The following is a 19323-nucleotide window of genomic DNA, read 5'->3' as shown; positions in this document are numbered from 1 at the left end:
CGGTCTCGTAGTGAATAAGTAAATCGAATTTTTTCGATAGGACTTATCTGTTTTTCCGATAACTCATGCGGTCGCGGATGAAGGCGGCGAGGGCATCGACCGCGGGCAGATCAGTGGTGCGGGCCACCATGCTGATCTCGGCATCGCGCAGCGCCGGCCAATCGTCCTTCTCGCTGAAGGCGAGCAGCCCTTCCGGAACCAGTGAGGCTGGCAGCACGGTCACGCCCAGGCCGGCGCGCACCGCAGCCACAGTGCCGGCAAAGCTGGGGCTGGCGTAGACCGAGGTCCACTCCATGCCGGCGGCGTCCAGTGCCTCGATGGCGCGACTGCGATACACGCAAGGCGGCGGCGAAGCCACCAAGGGAAGGTAGTCCCGCCCGTGCGGGAAGCGGGCGGCGGCGTCGCGCATTGCCATCCCGGGCTCCAGAAAGCCGCCTCCCACCCAGACCAAGGCCTCCCGCCACAGCGGTTGCGCCCCGGTGGCCGGTGCGTCCGGATGCTGTTTGATGATGATGAGGTCAAGGGCGCCGCCCTGCTGTTGCTCGATCAGGCGCAGGGTCAGGTCGCAGGTGACATGCAGAAAGACATCGGGGTGCGCGTCCGCGAAGGCGGCCAGGATCTCGGGCAGATAGTGCGTCGCGAAATCCTCGGGTGAGCCGAAGCGCACTTCACCGCTGACCTCGGGCTGACGGAAACGCTCGAACATCGCATCGGAGAGGCGCAGGATCTGTTCGGCATAGCCGAGCAGCTTTTCGCCCTCTGGCGTCAGCCGGACATTGCGCCGATCACGGGCGAAAAGCTGGACATCGAGCGTGTCTTCGAGCTTTCGGATCTGCGTGCTGACTGAGGACTGCGAACGTCCAATGCTTTCAGCGGTGCGCGAGAAGCTGCGGCTATCCGCAAGGTGGACGAAGGTTCGCAGCAGGGCGGTATCGATCTGGGCCACGCACACCTACCGGCAACAGGACGAGGCTCATGATGCCTGAGCCACCTGCGGCAGCGGCGGTACTTCCGGGGCGCCAGTCGGGGCAGGGGCATCCCAGTCTTCCGGGGTGAGCGGCGGCAAACCCCAGACGGCGCGCGCGGCGTCGCAGCGTGGATTGTGATCCCCAACGCCATCCTCGTAGGAGGGCGGAAAGTCGCGGCATACCGTCGAGCGACGTGGATGGATGGTGCAGCGCACGGCCTCACCGATGGTGCCCATCAACGCAACGCAACGCGGTGTTGTCCCTTCGGTCCCGCGCATCACGCGGAGATGCGGCGTCAGCTTGCGCGTCATGGCAACCGGTACGCCATCCGGCGTGGCGTCGTCGGCTTCGGCCCAGTAGAAGGAGGCACGGAAGTGCGCGCAGCAGGCGCCGCAACGCAGGCACGGGTGGGAAGCGCTCATCGATGGCAAGGAAGGGGCAGGCCGGCAGATGCGCGGCCCGCGCTTTATAGCCGGCCGCGCGGTGCTCGGCAAGTGCATGCATGGACGCCTGCTATCGCGTCCAGCTCGCAGGCGGTTGAAAACTCGGTGGCCCCTCTTCGCCTGGCCAGTCGTTTGCCGCCGCCTCCAGCACCTTGCAGGCATGGGCGTAGCCGGCCTCGATGGTCTCGTCCAGCGCATCCCAACTGAACATGTTGACCGTATCCACCGGCATGCGCAGGAAGAGGTCGGCGTGACGCGCGTTCTCTTCCAGTCGCAGGTCGCTGGTCATGGTGGTCATGCGCATCAGGATGTCCGACAGCTGCGGGCGCTTGCTGCGCCGTGCCTTCAGCAGCGCTTCCGGTGCGGGTCCCTTGATGCCGGGCAGCGACAGCTCGCCGGGAGCGCCGACATCGCAGGCAATCACCGGGCCGCGATCCATGTGATGCATGGTATCCACCGGCACGCTGTTGACCACGGCACCATCGGCCAGCAGCTCGCCCTGGTAGACCACGGGCGGGGCAATGCCGGGTACGCACATGCTGGTGCCGACCCAGCTCGCCAGCTTGCCTTCGCGGTGAACCTGCGGTTGACCGCGCGTGAGATTGGTGGAAACACAGTAGAAGGGGATGGGGAGGTCCTCGATCAGCCCTTCGCCGAGGACGCTGCGCAGCTTGTTGAGGAACTTGCGGCCACGGATCAGGGAGACGCGCGGAATCACCCAATCGTTGAGATGGTTGTTTTGCACGAAGACGTCATCGCAGATGTCGCGCATCGCCTGCGGGCTGGCGCCCTGGGCATGCAGTGCGGCGATGAAGGCGCCCATGCTGGTGCCGCCGATCATGTCGATGTCCAGCTTTGCCTCTTCCAGGGCGCGCAGCAGACCGATATGCGCGAAGCCGCGCGCGCCGCCGCCGCCCAGCACGAGGCCGGTCGCCTTGCCCGCCACCTGACGCGCCAGGCGGCGCAATGTCTGGGGCTGTTTCGGGTCACAGTGGTGCAGAAAGCCTGCCCCGCTGCGCGCCATCAATTCGGCGGCACGGGCCTTGGCACCGCACAGCACCAGTTCACGCGGGGCCGGTGTGGCGGCAGTCTCCAGCGCCTGCAGGGTGTCGGTGTGCAGGGGGCCGTCGCCGGCCACCAGCAGGATGCGGTCCGCCTGGCGCGCCACGCGCAGGGTCCACGGTTCCGGCACACCGTCCGCGGCCGCCACCAGATGGGCCGTGTCGCCCTCCAGCGCCTGCAGCCAGGACACCAGCCGCGCATTCGCCGCACCCGCATCGAAGCGGGTCTGGGCGGCGCCAGGGCCAAGGTCGCGGTCCACCGCCTGACGGTCGAGCAGCGGCACATGACCGCGCAGTTCGGCAGCGAGGGATTGCGCCAGTGCACGCGCGACCCCGGCGTAGTCGGCATCTTCGGTCAGCGGGAGTACGGTGACCGCATGGGCGCTGCGCTGTTGAGGGCTGCGCCCGCTGTGCGCACCGCGCAGTCGCGCCACCACCATGCGTAGCAGCGCGCGTTGCGCATCCTCGTGGCGCGACAGCACGCGCCGGAACGCCTCGGCGTCGATCTTGAGCAGCAGGGTGTCGCGCAGCGCCGATGCAGTTGCGGTGCGGGCCTCGTCGGTCAATGCGCCGACTTCGCCCACAAGGTCACCGGCGGCAATATCCACCGGTGCGTGGGGCAGTGCGATACGCAGTCGGCCGACAGCCACCAGGTAGACCGCGTCGGTCGGATCGCCCGCTTCGAACAGCGTATCGCCGCCGCGCAGGCTGACGGTGACCGCCTCGGCGGTCAGCGCATCAAGGGCAACCGCAGGCAGTTGGCCGAGCAGCGGAGAGGAAGACAGGCAGCTTCGGACATCCATGGTGGATCACGTCGCGAAAGGGGGCTGCCGCAGTCTGCCATCCGCTGCCCGGCCGTGACGCCGGGCAGGCGTGTCTGCCTAGCCGGCCTTCTTCATGAGGTGGTCGCCGTACTCGTCGCGCAGCTTGTTCTTCTGCACCTTGCCGGTGGCACCCAGCGGCAGTCCATCGACGAAGAGCACGTCGTCCGGCGTCCACCACTTGGCGATCTTGCCCTCGAAGTGCGCCAGGATCTCGTCCTTGGACGGCGACTGGCCTTCCTTGAGCTGCACGATCAGCAACGGTCGCTCATCCCACTTCTCATGCTTGGCGGCAATGCAGGCCGCCATCGCCACCGCCGGATGCGACATGGCGATGTTCTCGAGGTCGATGGAACCGATCCATTCGCCGCCCGACTTGATGACGTCCTTGGTGCGGTCGGTGATGGTCAGATAGCCGTCCGGGTCGATGTGCCCGACGTCGCCGGTCGGGAACCAGCCCTCGACCAGCGGGGACTCGTCCTTCTTGAAGTATTGCTTCACCACCCACGGGCCGCGGACGTGGAGGTCACCCGTCGACTTGCCGTCCTGCGGCTGGCGGTTGCCCTGGTCGTCGACGATCTTCATCTCGACGCCGAAGACGGCACGGCCCTGTGACAGCGCGACGTTGAAGCGTTCGTCTTCCGACAGGCCCAGATGCTTGGCCTTGGGGTGGTTGTAGGTACCCAGCGGCGACATTTCGGTCATGCCCCAGGCATGTTCGAGCTGGACGCCGTAGTCCTGCTTGAAGGTCTTCATCAGCGCGGGCGGGCAGGCGGAACCGCCCACGGTCATGCGCTTGAGCGTCGACAGCTTCTTGTTGTTCTGCTGCAGGAACTGCAGCACCAGCAGCCACACGGTCGGCACACCGGCGCTGATGGTGACCTTTTCGCCTTCGAACAATTCGTAGAGGCTTTCCCCGTCCAGCTTGGCACCGGGGAAGACCAGCTTCACGCCGGCCAGCGCGCCAACGTAGGGCAGGCTCCAGGCGTTGACGTGGAACATCGGGACCACCGGCAGCACGATGTCGGTGGCGTCGACCGCGAAGGCATCGGGCAGGCAGGCGCCGTAGGTGTGTAGCACCAGGGCGCGGTGCGAATAGAGCACGCCCTTGGGGTTGCCCGTGGTGCCGGAGGTGTAGCACAGAGCGGCCGCGGCATTCTCATCCAGCTCCGGCCACTCGTACTGGTCGGCGTGGTCGCGGATGTAGTCCTCGTAGCTGATCGCCTTGACCTTCTTCAGCTCGGGCATCTTGTCGGCGTCGCATAGCGCCACCCAATGCTCAATGGTCGGGCAGTGCTCAGCGATGGCGTCGACGATGGGCGCGAAGGTGGCATCGAAGAACAGGATCCGGTCTTCCGCGTGGTTGACGATCCATGCCACCTGCTCGGGGTGTAGGCGCGGGTTGATGGTGTGCAGCACCGCGCCCATGCCCGAAACTGCGTAATACAGCTCGAAATGGCGGTAGGTGTTCCAGGCAAGGGTCGCGGTGCGATCGCCCTGCTTGATGCCGCTGCCTTCGAGCGCATTGGCTAGCTTGCGGATGCGCTGGGCGGCGTCGCCATAGGTGTAGCGGTGGATATCGCCTTCGATGCGACGGGTCACGATCTCCGTGTCGCTGTGATTGTTCTCGGCGTGCCGAAGCAGGCTCGAGATCAACAGCGGGATGTCCATCATCTGGCCGTAAAGCGTGCTCATGGGGTCTCCTCTTGGGGCGCGGGGTGTGCGTTTTTTCTGATGCAGCGCGCCGAAGGATAGCGCAATGTGAAAACGCCTAAATCATCGGTCAGCGCTGGCCGTCAGTCCCCTGTCAAAGGACGGGGCGATGGCTGAGGGCTCGTATGCGCGCACCGCCGCGTCGCTCGCCGCGCATGGTCGTCAAGTACATCGCGCTCCTGACTCCTTGCGCTGCACGCATACGGACTCGCGCGCCGCGATCCACTGCGTGTGAACAGGCCCTAGTTGCGGACCCGCATCACCAGCACGTCATCCATGCCGTGCTCTTCCATACGCATCATCACGCTGTGCACGCGTGGTGCGTCGGCGATGGGCCCTACCCGGACGCGATACCAGGTCTGGTTGTCGTTGATGGTCACAGTCTCGACGCGGCCTTCCAGGCCGATCAGCGCCAGTTGCGCGCGCTGGCTCTCGGCATCGTCGCGGCTGCGGTAGGAACCGACCTGGATGATGTAATCGCCCTCTTCGGCCAGCGCCGGCGTGTTCTGCGGACTGGCCTCGCGCGGGTCCGGTTTCGCCTTGCGCGCGTCGTCGCGGCTGCCCTCGATTTCCTCGCGCGGAATCACGACCTCGTAGCTGGGCAGCATGTCGTAGAAGGAGAAGCGCGCCTCTTCCTTGGGCGGCAGCTTGACGCCGCCGCTGGTGCGGTCGCTCGCGTCCTCTGGCGCACGCTCGGCGGGCGCGATGGCCTGCGTGCGTGCGTTGCGCTCCGCGGGGCGCATGACCCATACCGCCACCGCAACGCAGATACCGATGGCGATGCCCAGCAGCATCCACACCCATCCGGGCGTGCCGCGTGGGGGTGCGGTGTGGCGCTTGGCGGCGGTACCGCTGCGTCGTTTCTGGCTTCGCTTCTTTGCGGCGTAATCCCGCGCCATGGCTACATCGACTCCGGTGCGCTCACGCCGAGTAACTGCAATCCGGCGGCCAGCACCGACCGCGTCGCGGCGAGCAGGGCGAGGCGGGCGTCGCGGGTCGCGCAGTCGTCGATGAGCACCTTGTGGGCGTTGTAGTAGCTGTGCAGGGCGTCCGCGAGATCGCGTAGATAAAAGCTGATCATGTGCGGCGCGCGCTGGTCGGCGGCGGTCTGCAGCAGTTCCGGGAAGCGGGTCAGCTGCTTGAGCAGATCGATTTCGTGCGGAGTGGTGAGCGGCGCCAGCGCCTCAAGGCTGACCTGGGCGGGCACGCTGATGCCCTGGGACTGGGCCTGCGCGAAGACCGAGCAGATGCGCGCATGGGCGTACTGCACGTAGTAGACGGGGTTGTCATTGGACTGGCGCTTGGCCAGCTCGAGATCGAATTCGAGATGCTGGTCCTGCGAACGCGACAGGTAGAAAAAGCGTGTGGCATCAGTGCCCACCTCTTCGATCAGGTCGGCAAGGGTCACGAAATTGCCGCTGCGTTTGCCCATGCGCCCGGAGGACAGGGACACGAACTGGATCAGCGTGACCTCCAGCGCGTCGGTGCGTCCGGTCAACGCCTGGATGGCCGCGCGTACGCGTCCGATATAGCCGTGGTGGTCCGCGCCCCAGACGTCGATCAGGGTGTCGAAGCCGCGCTCGACCTTGTCCTCGTGATAGGCGAGATCGTTGGCGAAGTAGGTGGCGGCGCCATCGGATTTGTACAGCACCCGGTCCTTCTCGTCGCCGAGGGCGGAGGTGCGCAGCCAGACCGCGCCATCCTGCTCGTAGACGTGGCCCTGCTCGCGCAGCCGCGCGAGCGCACGGCTGGGGGCGCCGGAGGCGACCACCGCGCGCTCCGAGGCGTAGGCGTCAAAGGCTACGCCGAAGCGCGCCAGCGTGTCGCGGATGGTGCCCAGCTGTGCTTCCAGTGCAAAGTCGCGCACGGCGGCGTAATGCGCGTCGCCGAGCAGCGCGCGCGCGCGGGCGATCAGGGCGTCCAGATACTGCTCCTGGCCGCGCTTGAGTGCTTCCTTCTCGCCTTCCGTGGGTTCCTCGGGCAGGCCGTCAAACACCTTGCTGCCCGCCACCCGATAGGTGTCGCCCTGCGCCGCGTGCAGTGCTGCGCCGGTGGCCACCAGATAGTCGCCGGGGTAGCCGCGCGCCGGCAGTTGCACCGGTTCGCCGCAGGCTTCCAGATAACGGAGCCAAGCACTGAGGGTGAGCACGTCCACCTGGCGACCGGCGTCATTGACGTAATACTCGCGGCTGACCGCCCAGCCGACGGCAGCGAGCATGCGGGCCAGCGCATCGCCATAGGCGGCGTTGCGACCATGGCCGACATGCATCGGCCCGGTCGGATTAGCCGAAACGAACTCCACCAGAACGCGGCCCTTGGCCCCGCTGCGATCGAAACCCCACTCGGCGCCGGTGGCGAGAATGGCGCGCGCGGTGTCCTGCCAGGCGCTGGGCGACAGGAAGAAATTGATGAAGCCAGGCCCGGCGATCTCCACCTTGGCGACGTGCGGATGCTCCGGCAGTCGGGCTACCAGGGCTTCCGCGATCTGGCGTGGCGCCTTCTTCAGCGGCTTGGCCAGCGTCATCGCGAGGTTGGATGCCAGATCGCCGTGCTCCGGGTCGCGCGTATTCTCGATATGCGCCGTTTCCGGTGCGGCGTCGGGCTGGCCCGCTTCCTCGAACAGGCTACGGCAGGCAGTGAGAAGGAGGGCTTGAACGTCAGCTTTCATGATCGCCTGCGGCTCGCGGTTGCGCGTCGGTGGTCTGCGATGGCGCGCAAGTGTAAACCTTGCGCCGGTGTCGGGCGGCCGGGCAGACGGTCACAGGGTGTCCGCGGGATCGACATCCACGCCCCAGCGCACGCGTCGCGCCTCGGGCAGACGCTCGATGGCGGTGCAGCTGGCGGCCAGCGCCTGCTGCAGCGCTGCACGGCTTGGGTTCTGGACCCAGAGCTGGGCGCGGGTGCGCCCGGCGCGCCGCATCATCGGCGCCGGCAGCGGGCCGATGGCCTCGGCACCCTGGGCGCGCAGCAGTTGCGCGGCCGCCTCGAGAAAGGCCATGGCCGCTGTCGCATCGACGCTCTCGGCGCGCAGCAGCGCCAGCGGAACCGCCGGGGGCAGGGCATTGGTGGTGCGCTCTTCGAGCAAGGCGTCGGCAAAGGCGTCATAGCCTTCATCCAGCAGGCGCCGGAGCAGCGGGTGGTCGGGAACATGGGTCTGCAGCAGCACCGTACCGGCCCGGCGCCCGCGTCCTGCGCGCCCGGCCACCTGGGTGACCAGCTGGCCCATGCGTTCGGTGGCGCGGATGTCGGCCGAGAACAGCGCCTGGTCCACGGAGACAATGCCGACCAGACTGATACCCGGAAAATCGTGGCCCTTGGCCAGCATCTGTGTGCCGACCAGGATGTCGACGTCGCCGCGCAGGACCTGCGCGCGCAGTTCCTGCCAGGCACCGGCCCGCTGCATGACATCCGAGTCTGCGCGCGCGATGCGCGCCTGGGGCAGCATCGCCTGCAGGGCCTCTTCGATGCGCTCGGTGCCATGTCCGGCGGGGCGCAGCTCGCTGGCGCCGCAGCTCGGGCATTGCGCCGGTACCGCTTGGCGCGCGCCGCAGTGATGGCACAGCAGACTGCGGTGCTGCTTGTGCCAGGTCATGCGCGCGTCGCAGGCCTTGCAGGTGGCCGACCAGCCGCAGTCGCGACAGAGCAATGCCGGCGCATAGCCGCGGCGGTTGATGAAGAGCAGGACCTGCCCACCTTCGGTGACGTGGCTCTGGATGGCGCGCGCGAGGGACGGCGTCAGGCCGCCGCGCAGGCGCTGCCCACGCGCATCCACCACGTGCAGATCGGCGCCGGGGGCATCCTGGGCACGCGCATCCAGGCGGAAGTGCCGGTAGCGCTGTTGGCGGGCGTTGTGCAGCGTCTCCAGCGCCGGGGTGGCACTGCCAAGGCCGACCGGGGCGTCGAAGGCGCGGGCGCGCACCACGGCCACATCGCGAGCGGAATAGCGAAAGCCATCCTGCTGCTTGAAGGAGGCGTCGTGTTCCTCGTCCACCCAGACGCGGCCCAGCGCCGTGAAGGGCAGCCAGACCGCGGAGCGGGTGCCGACCACCAGCAATGCCTCGCCGCGGTCGATGCGCCGCCAGGCGGCCAATCGCGCGGCATCGGTCATGCCGGAGTGGTAGCTGATCACCCGACCCCCGAGCCGTTCACGCGCCCGCGCCAGCAACTGCGGCGTGAGTCCGATTTCCGGCACCAGCAGCAGCACCTGTTTGCCGGCGCGCAGATCTTCGGCGGCCTGGGCCAGATAGATTTCGGTCTTGCCGCTGCCGGTCACGCCCTGCAGCAGGCTGACCGAGAAACCGGAATGCGGCAGGGCGTCGCAGACCGCCTGTTGCTCGGATGTCAGCGTAATCGCGCGACCGCTATCCGCACCGGCTGGGTCCATCTCCGGCGCCGGGCCCAGCCGACATAGGCCCTTGTCGATGAGCGCGCGGGCCGCGCGTCGATCCACATCCGACCACGGCGCGGGCGTGCCGCGCAGTTGGGCGAGACAGGCCGCCTGGGCCGGCGCGCGTCGCAGCTTGTCCTCCGGTACGGCCGCGCCCTCATCGGTCAGGTACAGCCACTGCGGCGCCTCTTCCTGGCGCGGGGCGCCCTGCCGCAGGGCACTCGGCAGGGCGGCGGCGATCACCTCGCCAATGGGATGGTGATAGTAGTCCGCTGACCATTGCAGGCTGTCCATCAACTCCTTGCCGAGCAGCGGTGCGTCGTCGAGCACCGCGGATACGGGCTTGTAGCGGTGCTGGTCCTGCGCCTGCGCCGTGCGCGCTTGATCGAGCACGATGCCCAGCACTTCGCGACGGCCCAGGGGCACCCGGACACGCATGCCACGGCGAATCTGGTCCACCTGCGCGCGCGCGATGCGGTAGTCCAGGTGGGTGCGCATTGGCCTGTTGATTGCTACGGGTATCAGATACATGCCCACACGGCTTGTGGATAACTTTGTGCGGAATTCATGTCCGCAGGCACCACATTAGTGCCCATTCCGGTAATGCGCTTGCCTGCCGAACTGAATGGCGACAAATAATTCCAATATTTTCATGGGGATAAACATTACTCACGGCGCTTGGTCGCGTTCTGCGCTTGTCCGTTACCTGCGAACTGTGCTTGTGCACAAGGCGGTGGTCACCCCGTCAAAAAGTACGTGTTGCAGCCAGGTTACGGAGATGTGACAGCGCGGAATGTTGCGCCGCAACGCGCTACCGCTTATGCCGAGGAAGAGGACCGTTCGTCGGCAAACCAATCGCGCGCGGTGCCCTCGGCACCGTCGAGACCCGCGAAATCAAACAAGGTGGGGTCGGCCAGCTGCGACGGCGCTACGTTGCACATTGCGCGGAAGATCTGTTCCACGCGGCCCGGTGCTTCCCGCTCCCATTGCGCCATCATCTGCTGGACCTGCTTGCGCTGCAGGTGGTCCTGCGAGCCGCACAGATTGCAGGGGATGATTGGGAAGCCCTGCGCTTCCGCATAGGCGGCAATATCGCGCTCGCGGCAGTAGGCGAGGGGCCGGATGACGATGTTGCGCCCATCGTCGCTCTTCAATTTAGGCGGCATCGCAGCCATGCGCCCGCCGAAGAAGAGATTGAGGAAGAAGGTGGCCACGATGTCGTCCTTGTGGTGACCTAGCGCCACTTTGGTGTAGCCGTGCTCGGCAGCAAAGGTGTACAGCGCGCCGCGGCGCAGCCGTGAGCACAACGAGCACATGGTCTTGCCCTCGGGGATGTTGCGCTTGACCACCGAATAGGTGTCCTGCTCAAGGATCGTGAAGGGCACGCCGACACGGCGCAGGTAATCAGGCAGTACGTGCTCTGGAAAATCGGGCTGCTTCTGGTCCAGATTGACGGCGTGCAGCTCGAAGCGCACCGGGGCCGCCGCCTGTAGCTGCATCAGCATGTCCAGCATGGTGTAGCTGTCCTTGCCGCCGGAGAGACAGACGAGCACGCGGTCGCCCTCGCGGATCATGCCGTAGTCGCCGATGGCCTGGCCGGTCAGACGGCGCAATCGCTTGGCGCGCTTGTCCGCCTCGCGTTTTCCACGACGCGGGTCGGCCGTGCGTTCGGGGCGGTGGCCGGTGGGCGGAACGAACTGGAGGGGGATGTCATCGGCCATGGGCGGCGGGGAGAAAATGGAAGCGCAGCAGAATTCTACGGTAGTGGTTGCCAGCGGCGCGCACGTGTGGCTTTCTTTGACGCGCCCGCGGCAGCCTTGATTTCGCGTGGCGCAAGGCGCCTCATGCGCGCATGCTGACGAAGTTACCCAACCCGCACAATGTACTCGTCGTCGGTGCCAGCCGTGGCATCGGACTCGGAATGGTCCGCCACCTGTGCGAGGACATGCGCGTTGGGCAGATCTTCGCAGGCTGCCGGGAGCCTGCTTCCGCTAGCGATCTGCATGCATTGGCGGAGCACGACTGTCGTCTGCGCGCCATGCGCATGGACGTCGAGGACGAACAGACCCTGGCTGACGCCGTTGCGGAGATCGACCGTTTTGGCGGCGCGTTGCATGCCGTCATTGTCACAGCAGGTGTGCTGCACGACGAGGGTATGCGACCGGAGCGCCGCCTTGCGGACGTCGACGTGTCGGCTGCCGAGCGCAGTTTTCGGGTCAATGCACTGGGGCCTTTGCTGGTGCTCAAGCACACCGAGCCGCTGCTGCGCCAGTCGGGCGGACCTGCCTACTTCGCGTCCATCTCGGCGCGGGTCGGGTCGATCGGCGACAACCGCATCGGCGGTTGGTATAGCTACCGTGCCGCCAAGGCCGCACAGAACCAGTTCGTGCACACCGCCTCCATCGAGTTGGCGCGCCGCCACTCCGAGCTGACCTGCGTCACACTGCATCCAGGCACCGTGGATACCGCGTTGTCGGAGCCCTTTCAGGGCCGGGTCAAGCCGGACAAGCTGTTCAGCGTGGAGCGCGCGAGCCGGCAACTGCTTGAGGTGCTCGATGGACTGGACCCCGATGACAGCGGTGGCTTCTTCGCCTGGGATGGACAGCCCATTCCCTGGTAGTGCACCGCTGCATGTGGTGCACGCCCCCGGCTACGACTGTCCGCTGCCCGAGGGGCACCCCTTCCCCATGGCCAAGTTCACGGCGCTGCGCCAGCAGCTGGAGACGGCCGGCGGCGCCTGCTTCCACGCCCCACAACCCGCCACGACACGGCAACTCGAAACGAGCCACGCAGCGGGCTATCTGCAGGCGCTTTCCACCGGCACGCTGGACGCCAAGGCGCAACGCCGCGCTGGCTTCCTCTGTACACCGGCGCTGTTCGCGCGCTGCGCCCTGGAGACCGGCGGGACCTGCCGCACCGTAGAACTGGCGCTGGCGCACGGTCTGGCCTGCAACGCGGCCGGCGGTACCCACCACGCGCATTTCGATTTCGCCAGCGGCTACTGCCTGCTCAACGACCTGGCGGTGGCCGTGCACCATGCGCGCGAGCTTGGCGTGCGGCGCGTGCTGATCCTCGATTGCGACGTGCATCAGGGTGACGGCACGGCGCGGCTGCTGGCCGACGATCGTGATGCCTTCACGGTATCGATGCACTGCGCGCAGAACTTCCCCAGCCGCAAGGCGGACTCCGACTGTGATATCGGTCTGCCGCGCGGTACCGGCGACGCGGCCTATCTGCAGGCGCTGCACGCACACGTGCCGCACTTGCTGGACCGTCTGCAGCCCGAGCTGGTGCTTTACGACGCCGGTGTGGATGTGCATCGCGACGATCGCCTCGGGCATTTCATGCTCAGCGATGCCGGCCTGTACCGACGCGACGCCGCCGTGATCGAGATGGTGCGGGCGCGGGACATCCCGCTGGCCTGCGTCATCGGCGGCGGCTACGACCGCGACATCGCCGCACTGGCCGCGCGCCACGCGCTGCTCTTTGCCGCCGCCCGCGATGCGCTTGCCGGTCGGCCGGAACCCTGCTTCGCGGCCGCTCAGCCTGCGGGCGACGCAGCGTAGCCCGGGTCGAAGTAGCGGGTGATGCCGAGGCGCAGGCCGCGGCGCACCTCGCCGTCCTGGCGCGCGATGTAGGCATGCAGCCGCAGGCCCACGGTGCGGTCCCAATGCCACTGCGCCCCCAGATCGAGCTGATGCCGCTCGAAGTCGCCGCCGAGCAAGGCATTGCGACTGTGCGCTTCGATCAATAGCGAAGCGGGTCCGTTGCTCTCCCAGGCGGCGCCGATGCGCGCGCCACCGCCCAGGCTGTAGCCCTGCTCCAGATCCTGGGCCGCATCCACGGCCATGCGCGCGAAGCCATAGGTCGTCAGCGGGCCGAAGCGCCATGCCAGGCCGGGCCCTCCATCCAGATAGCCGCCGAAGCGACTGTTTACCCCGGACAGGCGGCGACCGCCGAACTGCACCCGCCAGGACACCGGCTGGAAGAGCAGGCCGCGCGGGCTCATGGAAAGGATCTGCACCAGGGTCAGGCGGTGCAGCTGCAGGCGGTCGCCGCGCGTATCCCAGCGTGCATCGACTTCGCCGAAGGCCACTTCGCTGCCCTGGTCGTAGCCGCCCACCGGGTCGAGCACATCGTGGTAGGCAGCACGCAAGCCCACCGCCAGGCCGGCGCCGCCCTCGCCAGTGAACATGCCGCTGAACAGGCGGGCGGTGGGGTGGCCCGCGTGCGGCGCGGTGGCAGGTGCTGCGGGGGCAGGGAAATCGCTGCGCACCCCTGTCGCGGCCCGCGCCGCCAGAATGCCGCGCGCCCGCGCCACCCCGGTATCGCGGTCGATCGGGCCGTTCTGGGTGCGGTGGTACAGCCAGTCGTGGGCCACATCCAGGGCGCGCGCCCGGCGTTGCGCCGGCCAGTCCGGCAGGGTGTCCGCCTCACGCTCTCCGCGCGCCACCGCAAGGGCGAGGCGAGTATCGTCGGCGCCGATCTGATCGGCGCGGTGACGCAACGTGGTCCCCATCGACGGGCGGTAGCGCGGTGCTCCGAGCAGATCCTGATGATGCAGCGCGCCGATGGTGTCGGTCGGGATCGCGCGCCAGCCCAGCCCCTGGCGCAGGTCGCGCTCGGGCATGGCGACTTCCAGCAGCGTCAACAGTTGAAAGGAGCAGTTGCGGGTAAAGAAGTAGTAGTCGAAGCCGGCGCCGCGCAGCTCCCACAGGTGCAGCATGACGCGCTCGAGTGCTGCCTCCGGTAGCTGCAGCGGGTACTCCCACAGATCCCGCACCTCGATGCGCCCGTACTCGCGCACCTTTTCGTAATAGGGCATGACGCTGAAGCGCCCGACATAGCCGCCGGTGAGGCCTTTGTAGGCGTAGACCAGGCTGTTCTCCGTGTCGGTCTGCGCGGCAAAGTTGACGGCGTAGGCCAGAAGTGGCGAGCGCTCCGAGCCGCGCGTGCCGTCGATGCGCAACAGGGTGTGGCCGAACATGGAGGCCGGGCTGTTCAGATAGGCTGCGGGAAAGACCAGCCAGGCCCGCTCCGGATTCAGCGCCTGCCACCATTGCGTGCGCCGCGCACAGTCCGGCATCGGCACGCCGTGCGCGCGCAGGTCCAGATGCGTATCCAGGAAGCGCCAGCGCAGCCCGAAGACGCAGGCGGCCTTTTCCTCGCGCACGGATACCGTTTGCTGCTCGACGAAGGCACGCAGGGTGGCGTGCAGCTCTGCACGCGGGTCTTGACGGCCGTCCTCGGCCAGAAAGAACCACGATGAATGCACAGCGCTGCGCCTCCGCCCGAGAGCGCCTGTCTCCATATGCAGCATCTTCTGCCAGGCGGGCAGCGACCACAGCGCGGCGGCGTCGGCGCGTTGCTGGAGCGTGGCAAGGGCGTTGGGTGCTGCCTGGTCTTCGGCGTGGGCGTGGCCAGGCAGGACGAGGCCAATCAGCAACAGGAAAAGCGGTAGGCGCATGGTTCAGGGCTGGGGCAAAAAAAAGCGGCGCCCTGTCGGACGCCGCCAGAATCATAGTCGCTGTGCGATGACGCTTAGACGTAACGCGCCAGCGTCTGATGGCGCTGCATCGCGCTCTCCAGGCCCGCCAGCACGTCGGCGACGGTGACTTCGGTGCTGCTGAAGATCGCGCCGTAGTTGGACTGCGCCATGGCGGCAAAGGCTTCGCGATCGGCCCCTTCGATCTTGTACAGCGTGGCCAGCGTGTCCAGCGTTTCCCCTTCGCCGGCGGCGATTTCGGCGGCCAGCTGGTCCATGTTGGTGGACGTGAACATGCTGGTGCGACCGTCGACGGTAATGGCGCCGTCGGCAGAGCAGCCCAGGGAGCCGGTGGAGATGCCGAAAGTCTGGTTGCCGAAGGTGCCGTTGGTGGTGGCGCCCAGTACCTTGGGCGCAACACCCGACTGGCCTTCCCAGATGATGGTGCCGACACCGCAACCGATGTCCTTGTCCGCCAGCGCGGCGCCAAATGGCATGGCAACCAGAGCGGCTGCGGCAATCGTCTTCTTAAACATGAATACCCCCGAAAACAGAAGGATGATGAGGATGTGGCGGTTGCCACGCTCCGAACATAGCGCACGCCCGGAGCGCTGTCATTACGTGGTGCCAAATCTGGACGCGGGGGTCTGCTATGTGCGGCGCAGTTTGATTAGTATTTGCTCGCGCAAGTAGACTCGCGCGCTCATCACGGGAACTGAGAACCGTTACCCGTCGATCCGGATGGCAAACAGGGAGTCCCAATCATGACGGTGAAAATCACCGCGCCCAAGGAAACGCGGGCCAATGAGCGGCGCGTCGCGGTGGTCCCCGCGGTCGGTGCCAAGCTCGCCAAACTGGGCGCTGAAGTCAGCGTACAGTCGGGTGCCGGCGAGGCCGCGCGCATTCCCGACGCCTCGTACGAGAAGGCGGAAATCAAGGTCGGCAAGCTCGAACTGGGCAAGGCCGACATCCTGCTGCGTGTGCAGCCGCCGAGCCCGGCCGAAATCAAGAAGATGAAGGAAGGCAGCATTCTGCTCTCCTTTGTCTACGCCAACCGCGAACCGGAAACGGTAAAGGCACTGGCTGACGCCAAGATCACGTGCTTCGCCATGGAGCTGGTGCCGCGCATCACGCGTGCGCAGGCCATGGACGCGCTGTCGTCGCAGGCTGCCCTGGCCGGCTACTACGGCGGGCTGCTGGCCGCCACCAATCTGAATCGCATCCTGCCCATGATGACCACGGCCGTCGGCTCGATCCGTCCGGCCAAGGTGCTGGTCATGGGTGCGGGCGTTGCCGGCCTGCAGGCCATTGCCACCGCGCGCCGTCTGGGTGCGATGGTGGAAGGCTACGACGTGCGTTCGGAAGTGGCCGAACAGGTCGAGTCGCTGGGCGCCAAGTTCGTCGATACCGGCGTATCCGCAGCCGGCGAAGGCGGCTATGCGCGCGAACTGACCGACGAGGAAAAGGCCAAGGCGGCCGAGGTGCTGACCAAGCACATCCAGAATGCCGACGCCATCATCACCACGGCGGCCATCCCGGGCCGGGACAGCCCAAAGATCATCTCGGAAGAGCAGATCAAGGGCATGAAGCCGGGTGCGGTCATCGTCGATCTCGCCGCCGAAGGCGGCGGCAACACGCCGCTGACCAAGCCGGGCGAGACCGTCGAAGTGGGGAGCGTGACCATTGTTGCCCCGCTCAATATTCCGAGCCTGCTCGCCGAGCATGCCTCGGAGCTCTACGCCAAGAACCTCCTCAACTTCCTCGAGCTGATCATCGCCGACGGCGAGATCAACCTGAACTGGGAAGACGAGGTCGTCGCCAAGTCCTGCCTCACGCACGACGGCGAGATCAAGAATGAAGCGGCGGCCGCCGCCATCAACGGGAGCTGATCATGGATGCCACCACTGCTATCACCGGCTTCGTCGCGCTCTATATCTTCATGCTCGCGGCCTTTACCGGTTACGAGATCATCGGCCGCGTGCCGGCGATTCTGCATACGCCGCTGATGTCGGGCTCCAACTTCGTGCACGGCATCGTGGTCGTCGGTGCGATCTGGGCGCTGCTCAACGCCGGCAGCCTGCTCGAGCAGGCCATCGGCTTCTTCGGGGTGCTGCTCGGCGCGGGTAACGCCGCCGGCGGCTACGTCGTCACCGACCGAATGCTGGACATGTTCAAGTCCAGCGACAGCCAGTAGGGGAGCCCCATGTCCGTCAATCTCATCATTGCGGCGTCGTTCTTCGCCGCGACACTGCTGTTCATCTATGGCCTGAAGCGCATGGCCAGCCCGGTGACCGCGCCTTCGGGCATCAAGGTAGCCGGCTGGGGCATGGTGCTCGCCGTGGCCGCCGCCTTCCTCTACGCCTTTGATGTGCGCCCGGAGGCGCAGTCGCAGCTCGGCGTCAACATCTTCCTCGCCCTGATCGCCCTCGGCATTGGCGTGGGTTGGGCGTGGAAGAGTGGCAAGACCGTCGCCATGACGGCCATGCCGCAGATGGTGGCGCTGTACAACGGCATGGGTGGCGGCGCCGCCGCCGCCATTGCCGCTGTCGAGCTGTATTCCGGCAACGCGCAGCACCATGGCTTCACTGTCACGGTACTGGCGCTGGTGGGTGGTCTGATCGGTGCCGTGGCACTGTCCGGCTCCATCGTCGCCTGGGCCAAGCTGGATGGCCGCCTCAACAAGACCATCCGCTTCGGCGCCCAGCAGCTCATCAATGGCAGTCTGCTGGCCATCGCCGTCCTGCTCGCGCTTTACGTGCTGTCGGCGGGCTACGAAGACATCCCGGGCTTCTCGATCACCCTGTTCTTCCTGGTGTCGCTGGCCCTGGGCGTGCTGCTGACGACGCCGATCGGCGGTGCGGACATGCCGGTGGTGATCTCGCTGTACAACGCCTTCACCGGCCTGGCTGTTGCCTTCGAAGGCTTCGTGCTGCAGAACCCGGCGATGATCATTGCCGGTACGGTGGTCGGTTCGGCCGGTACCCTTCTGACGCTGCTGATGGCCAAGGCCATGAACCGCTCGGTCAAGAACGTCATCTTCTCGAACTTCGGTGTCGAGGATGACAGCGGCGAAGGCATCGAGGGCACGATGAAGTCGGTCGAACCGTCTGATGCTGCGATCTCGATGTACTACGGCTCGAAGGTCATCATCGTGCCGGGCTACGGTCTGGCGGTGGCGCAGGCGCAGCACAAGCTCTACGAATTCGTGAAGCTGCTGCAGAAGAACGGTGTGGATGTCAGCTTCGCCATTCACCCCGTGGCCGGCCGCATGCCGGGGCATATGAACGTGCTGCTCGCCGAAGCCGGTGTGCCCTACGACATCATTCACGATCTCGAGGACATCAATGAAGAGTTCGCGCAGGCCGATGCGGCCATCGTCATTGGTGCCAACGACGTCGTGAACCCGGCTGCGCGCACCAACAAGAGCAGCCCGATCTACGGCATGCCCATTCTCAACGTCGACATGGCGCAGCAGGCCTATGTCGTCAAGCGCGGACAGGGCAAGGGCTACAGCGGCGTCGAGAACGAGCTGTTCTATGCCGACAATACGCAGATGGTCTACGGCGACGCGCAGAAGGTCATGGTGCAGATGATCGAAGCGGTCAAGTCACTCGGCTAGACCCGGCAAGGAGTGGCATCGTGCGGATGCCGGCCCCAAGCGACTCAAAAACGGCGGCGGATCCATCGGGTCCGCCGCCGTTCTTTGTGGTGGTCTCGCCTTATCGGCGGGCGTGGCGCCCACCGTCGGCCGCTCGCGATGCTGCGCCTGCTTCAGTTGGCGGTCGTATCTTCGCTCAGGCTGCGCAGAAACTTGCAGCGAACATATTCGGCTTCAAGTTGATCGCTCATGGTCACCGCCTGTTCGGCCTGCTCCGGGAAGTCATACATATTTTCTCCGGACAGGACGGCGATGGAGTGCAGGTGATCCTGCAGATTGCGGTGCCAGGCGGTGAGCGACGCCCACTCGTCCTCGAGCATCGCAGCTTCAATCTGTCCACCCAGGAAGCGCCAATGGTCACGGGCAGACTCGATGCTGGCCTCCGATTCTCCGGCGGCGCGATAGAGGGTGTAAAACTGCTCCATCGCGGTGTCGGACACCTTGTTATAGGTTTCCAGATACTGGTCGCAGGCCCCTTCGAGTGCAGCCGTAGCGGGGGCTGCGGTCGGTTGGTCTGCCTTGGCCTTGTCGTTTCCGTTGGAACACGCCGCCAGCACAACGCTGGTGGCGAGGGCGGCGCCCAGTTGCATGGTGAAGCGAGTCGTCATGGTTCTCTCCTGCCCTTGTCGGGCCTTGGTCTCCCGTCGAGAGCTTAAGGCGGAGTCGAGGCTTGCGGTCAAGAGCCTGCGGCACGGCCGTGGTCGCACCGCACTTCGCGGATGATGAAAACGCAGTGCGGCGACGTCCACCGTACATGGGCAGTGCTATCCGATAGTCGGTCAGCGTA

16 protein-coding genes are annotated in these 19323 nt (G+C 66.4%); 5 read left to right on the top strand and 11 right to left on the bottom strand.

Going from position 1 to position 19323, the window contains the following annotated elements; translation table 11 throughout:
• Nucleotides 1–43: 43 nt before the first annotated feature.
• From ACOOFO_RS01225 to ttcA, 8 genes are all read right to left on the bottom strand, one after another.
• Nucleotides 44–946 carry a LysR family transcriptional regulator gene (locus ACOOFO_RS01225; RefSeq protein ID WP_420427844.1) on the bottom strand — a complete coding sequence of 301 codons (903 nt, stop codon included), beginning with the start codon at nt 944–946 and terminating at the stop codon, nt 44–46.
• 27 nt (nt 947–973) lie between these two features.
• Complete coding sequence (locus ACOOFO_RS01220; protein WP_420427843.1) at nt 974–1390, bottom strand: YkgJ family cysteine cluster protein; 417 nt, start codon at nt 1388–1390, stop codon at nt 974–976.
• 91 nt (nt 1391–1481) lie between these two features.
• A complete protein-coding gene (locus ACOOFO_RS01215) occupies nt 1482–3275 on the bottom strand; it encodes a patatin-like phospholipase family protein (protein WP_420427842.1) in 1794 nt (597 codons plus the stop codon).
• Nucleotides 3276–3353: 78 nt separating this feature from the next.
• Complete coding sequence (locus ACOOFO_RS01210; protein WP_420427841.1) at nt 3354–4988, bottom strand: 3-(methylthio)propionyl-CoA ligase; 1635 nt, start codon at nt 4986–4988, stop codon at nt 3354–3356.
• A 260-nt stretch (nt 4989–5248) separates the two neighbouring features.
• On the bottom strand, nt 5249–5905 hold the full coding sequence (locus tag ACOOFO_RS01205) for an SPOR domain-containing protein (protein WP_420427840.1): 657 nt from the start codon (nt 5903–5905) through the stop codon (nt 5249–5251).
• Between the two features lie 2 nt (nt 5906–5907).
• A complete protein-coding gene (gene argS, locus ACOOFO_RS01200; RefSeq protein WP_420427839.1) occupies nt 5908–7674 on the bottom strand; it encodes an arginine--tRNA ligase in 1767 nt (588 codons plus the stop codon).
• A 90-nt stretch (nt 7675–7764) separates the two neighbouring features.
• Nucleotides 7765–9924, bottom strand: a complete 2160-nt coding sequence (locus tag ACOOFO_RS01195; RefSeq protein ID WP_420427838.1) for a primosomal protein N' — start codon at nt 9922–9924, stop codon at nt 7765–7767.
• A gap of 287 nt (nt 9925–10211) precedes the next feature.
• The gene (gene ttcA / locus ACOOFO_RS01190) at nt 10212–11114 is read right to left on the bottom strand and encodes a tRNA 2-thiocytidine(32) synthetase TtcA (RefSeq protein WP_420427837.1); all 903 of its coding nucleotides are present in this window, start codon (nt 11112–11114) and stop codon (nt 10212–10214) included.
• Between the two features lie 131 nt (nt 11115–11245).
• Here ttcA and ACOOFO_RS01185 point away from each other — a divergent pair, with 131 nt between their 5' ends.
• Both ACOOFO_RS01185 and ACOOFO_RS01180 read left to right on the top strand, forming a co-directional pair.
• The gene (locus tag ACOOFO_RS01185) at nt 11246–12013 is read left to right on the top strand and encodes an SDR family oxidoreductase (RefSeq protein WP_420427836.1); all 768 of its coding nucleotides are present in this window, start codon (nt 11246–11248) and stop codon (nt 12011–12013) included.
• Complete coding sequence (locus ACOOFO_RS01180) at nt 11991–12959, top strand: histone deacetylase (protein WP_420427835.1); 969 nt, start codon at nt 11991–11993, stop codon at nt 12957–12959. The genes ACOOFO_RS01185 and ACOOFO_RS01180 overlap by 23 nt, the downstream gene beginning before the upstream one ends.
• On the opposite strand, the gene ACOOFO_RS01175 is transcribed toward ACOOFO_RS01180, so the two are convergent.
• Together ACOOFO_RS01175 and ACOOFO_RS01170 are read right to left on the bottom strand one after the other, a co-directional pair.
• Complete coding sequence (locus ACOOFO_RS01175) at nt 12935–14860, bottom strand: DUF4105 domain-containing protein (protein ID WP_420427834.1); 1926 nt, start codon at nt 14858–14860, stop codon at nt 12935–12937. The genes ACOOFO_RS01180 and ACOOFO_RS01175 overlap by 25 nt on opposite strands.
• A gap of 74 nt (nt 14861–14934) precedes the next feature.
• On the bottom strand, nt 14935–15414 hold the full coding sequence (locus ACOOFO_RS01170; RefSeq protein ID WP_420427833.1) for a DUF3015 domain-containing protein: 480 nt from the start codon (nt 15412–15414) through the stop codon (nt 14935–14937).
• 228 nt (nt 15415–15642) lie between these two features.
• Here ACOOFO_RS01170 and ACOOFO_RS01165 point away from each other — a divergent pair, with 228 nt between their 5' ends.
• The 3 genes from ACOOFO_RS01165 to ACOOFO_RS01155 are packed head-to-tail and all read left to right on the top strand — an operon-like array spanning nt 15643 to nt 18497.
• Nucleotides 15643–16767: an NAD(P) transhydrogenase subunit alpha gene (locus ACOOFO_RS01165; RefSeq protein ID WP_420427832.1), complete on the top strand. Its 1125-nt coding sequence runs from the start codon at nt 15643–15645 to the stop codon at nt 16765–16767.
• Nucleotides 16768–16769: 2 nt separating this feature from the next.
• A complete protein-coding gene (locus tag ACOOFO_RS01160) occupies nt 16770–17072 on the top strand; it encodes an NAD(P) transhydrogenase subunit alpha (RefSeq protein ID WP_223054964.1) in 303 nt (100 codons plus the stop codon).
• Nucleotides 17073–17081: 9 nt separating this feature from the next.
• The gene (locus ACOOFO_RS01155; RefSeq protein ID WP_420427831.1) at nt 17082–18497 is read left to right on the top strand and encodes an NAD(P)(+) transhydrogenase (Re/Si-specific) subunit beta; all 1416 of its coding nucleotides are present in this window, start codon (nt 17082–17084) and stop codon (nt 18495–18497) included.
• Nucleotides 18498–18649: 152 nt separating this feature from the next.
• Here the strand turns inward: ACOOFO_RS01155 and ACOOFO_RS01150 are convergent, their stop codons facing one another.
• A complete protein-coding gene (locus tag ACOOFO_RS01150; RefSeq protein ID WP_420427830.1) occupies nt 18650–19144 on the bottom strand; it encodes a hypothetical protein in 495 nt (164 codons plus the stop codon).
• Nucleotides 19145–19323: the final 179 nt, after the last annotated feature.

The sequence above is a fragment of the Algiphilus sp. genome (genome assembly GCF_965216485.1).
In the GTDB taxonomy this organism is placed as follows: Bacteria; Pseudomonadota; Gammaproteobacteria; order Nevskiales; family Nevskiaceae; genus Algiphilus.
The sequence above is the reverse complement of the archived record's forward strand: the minus strand, read 5'-3'. Positions and strand labels throughout refer to the sequence as shown.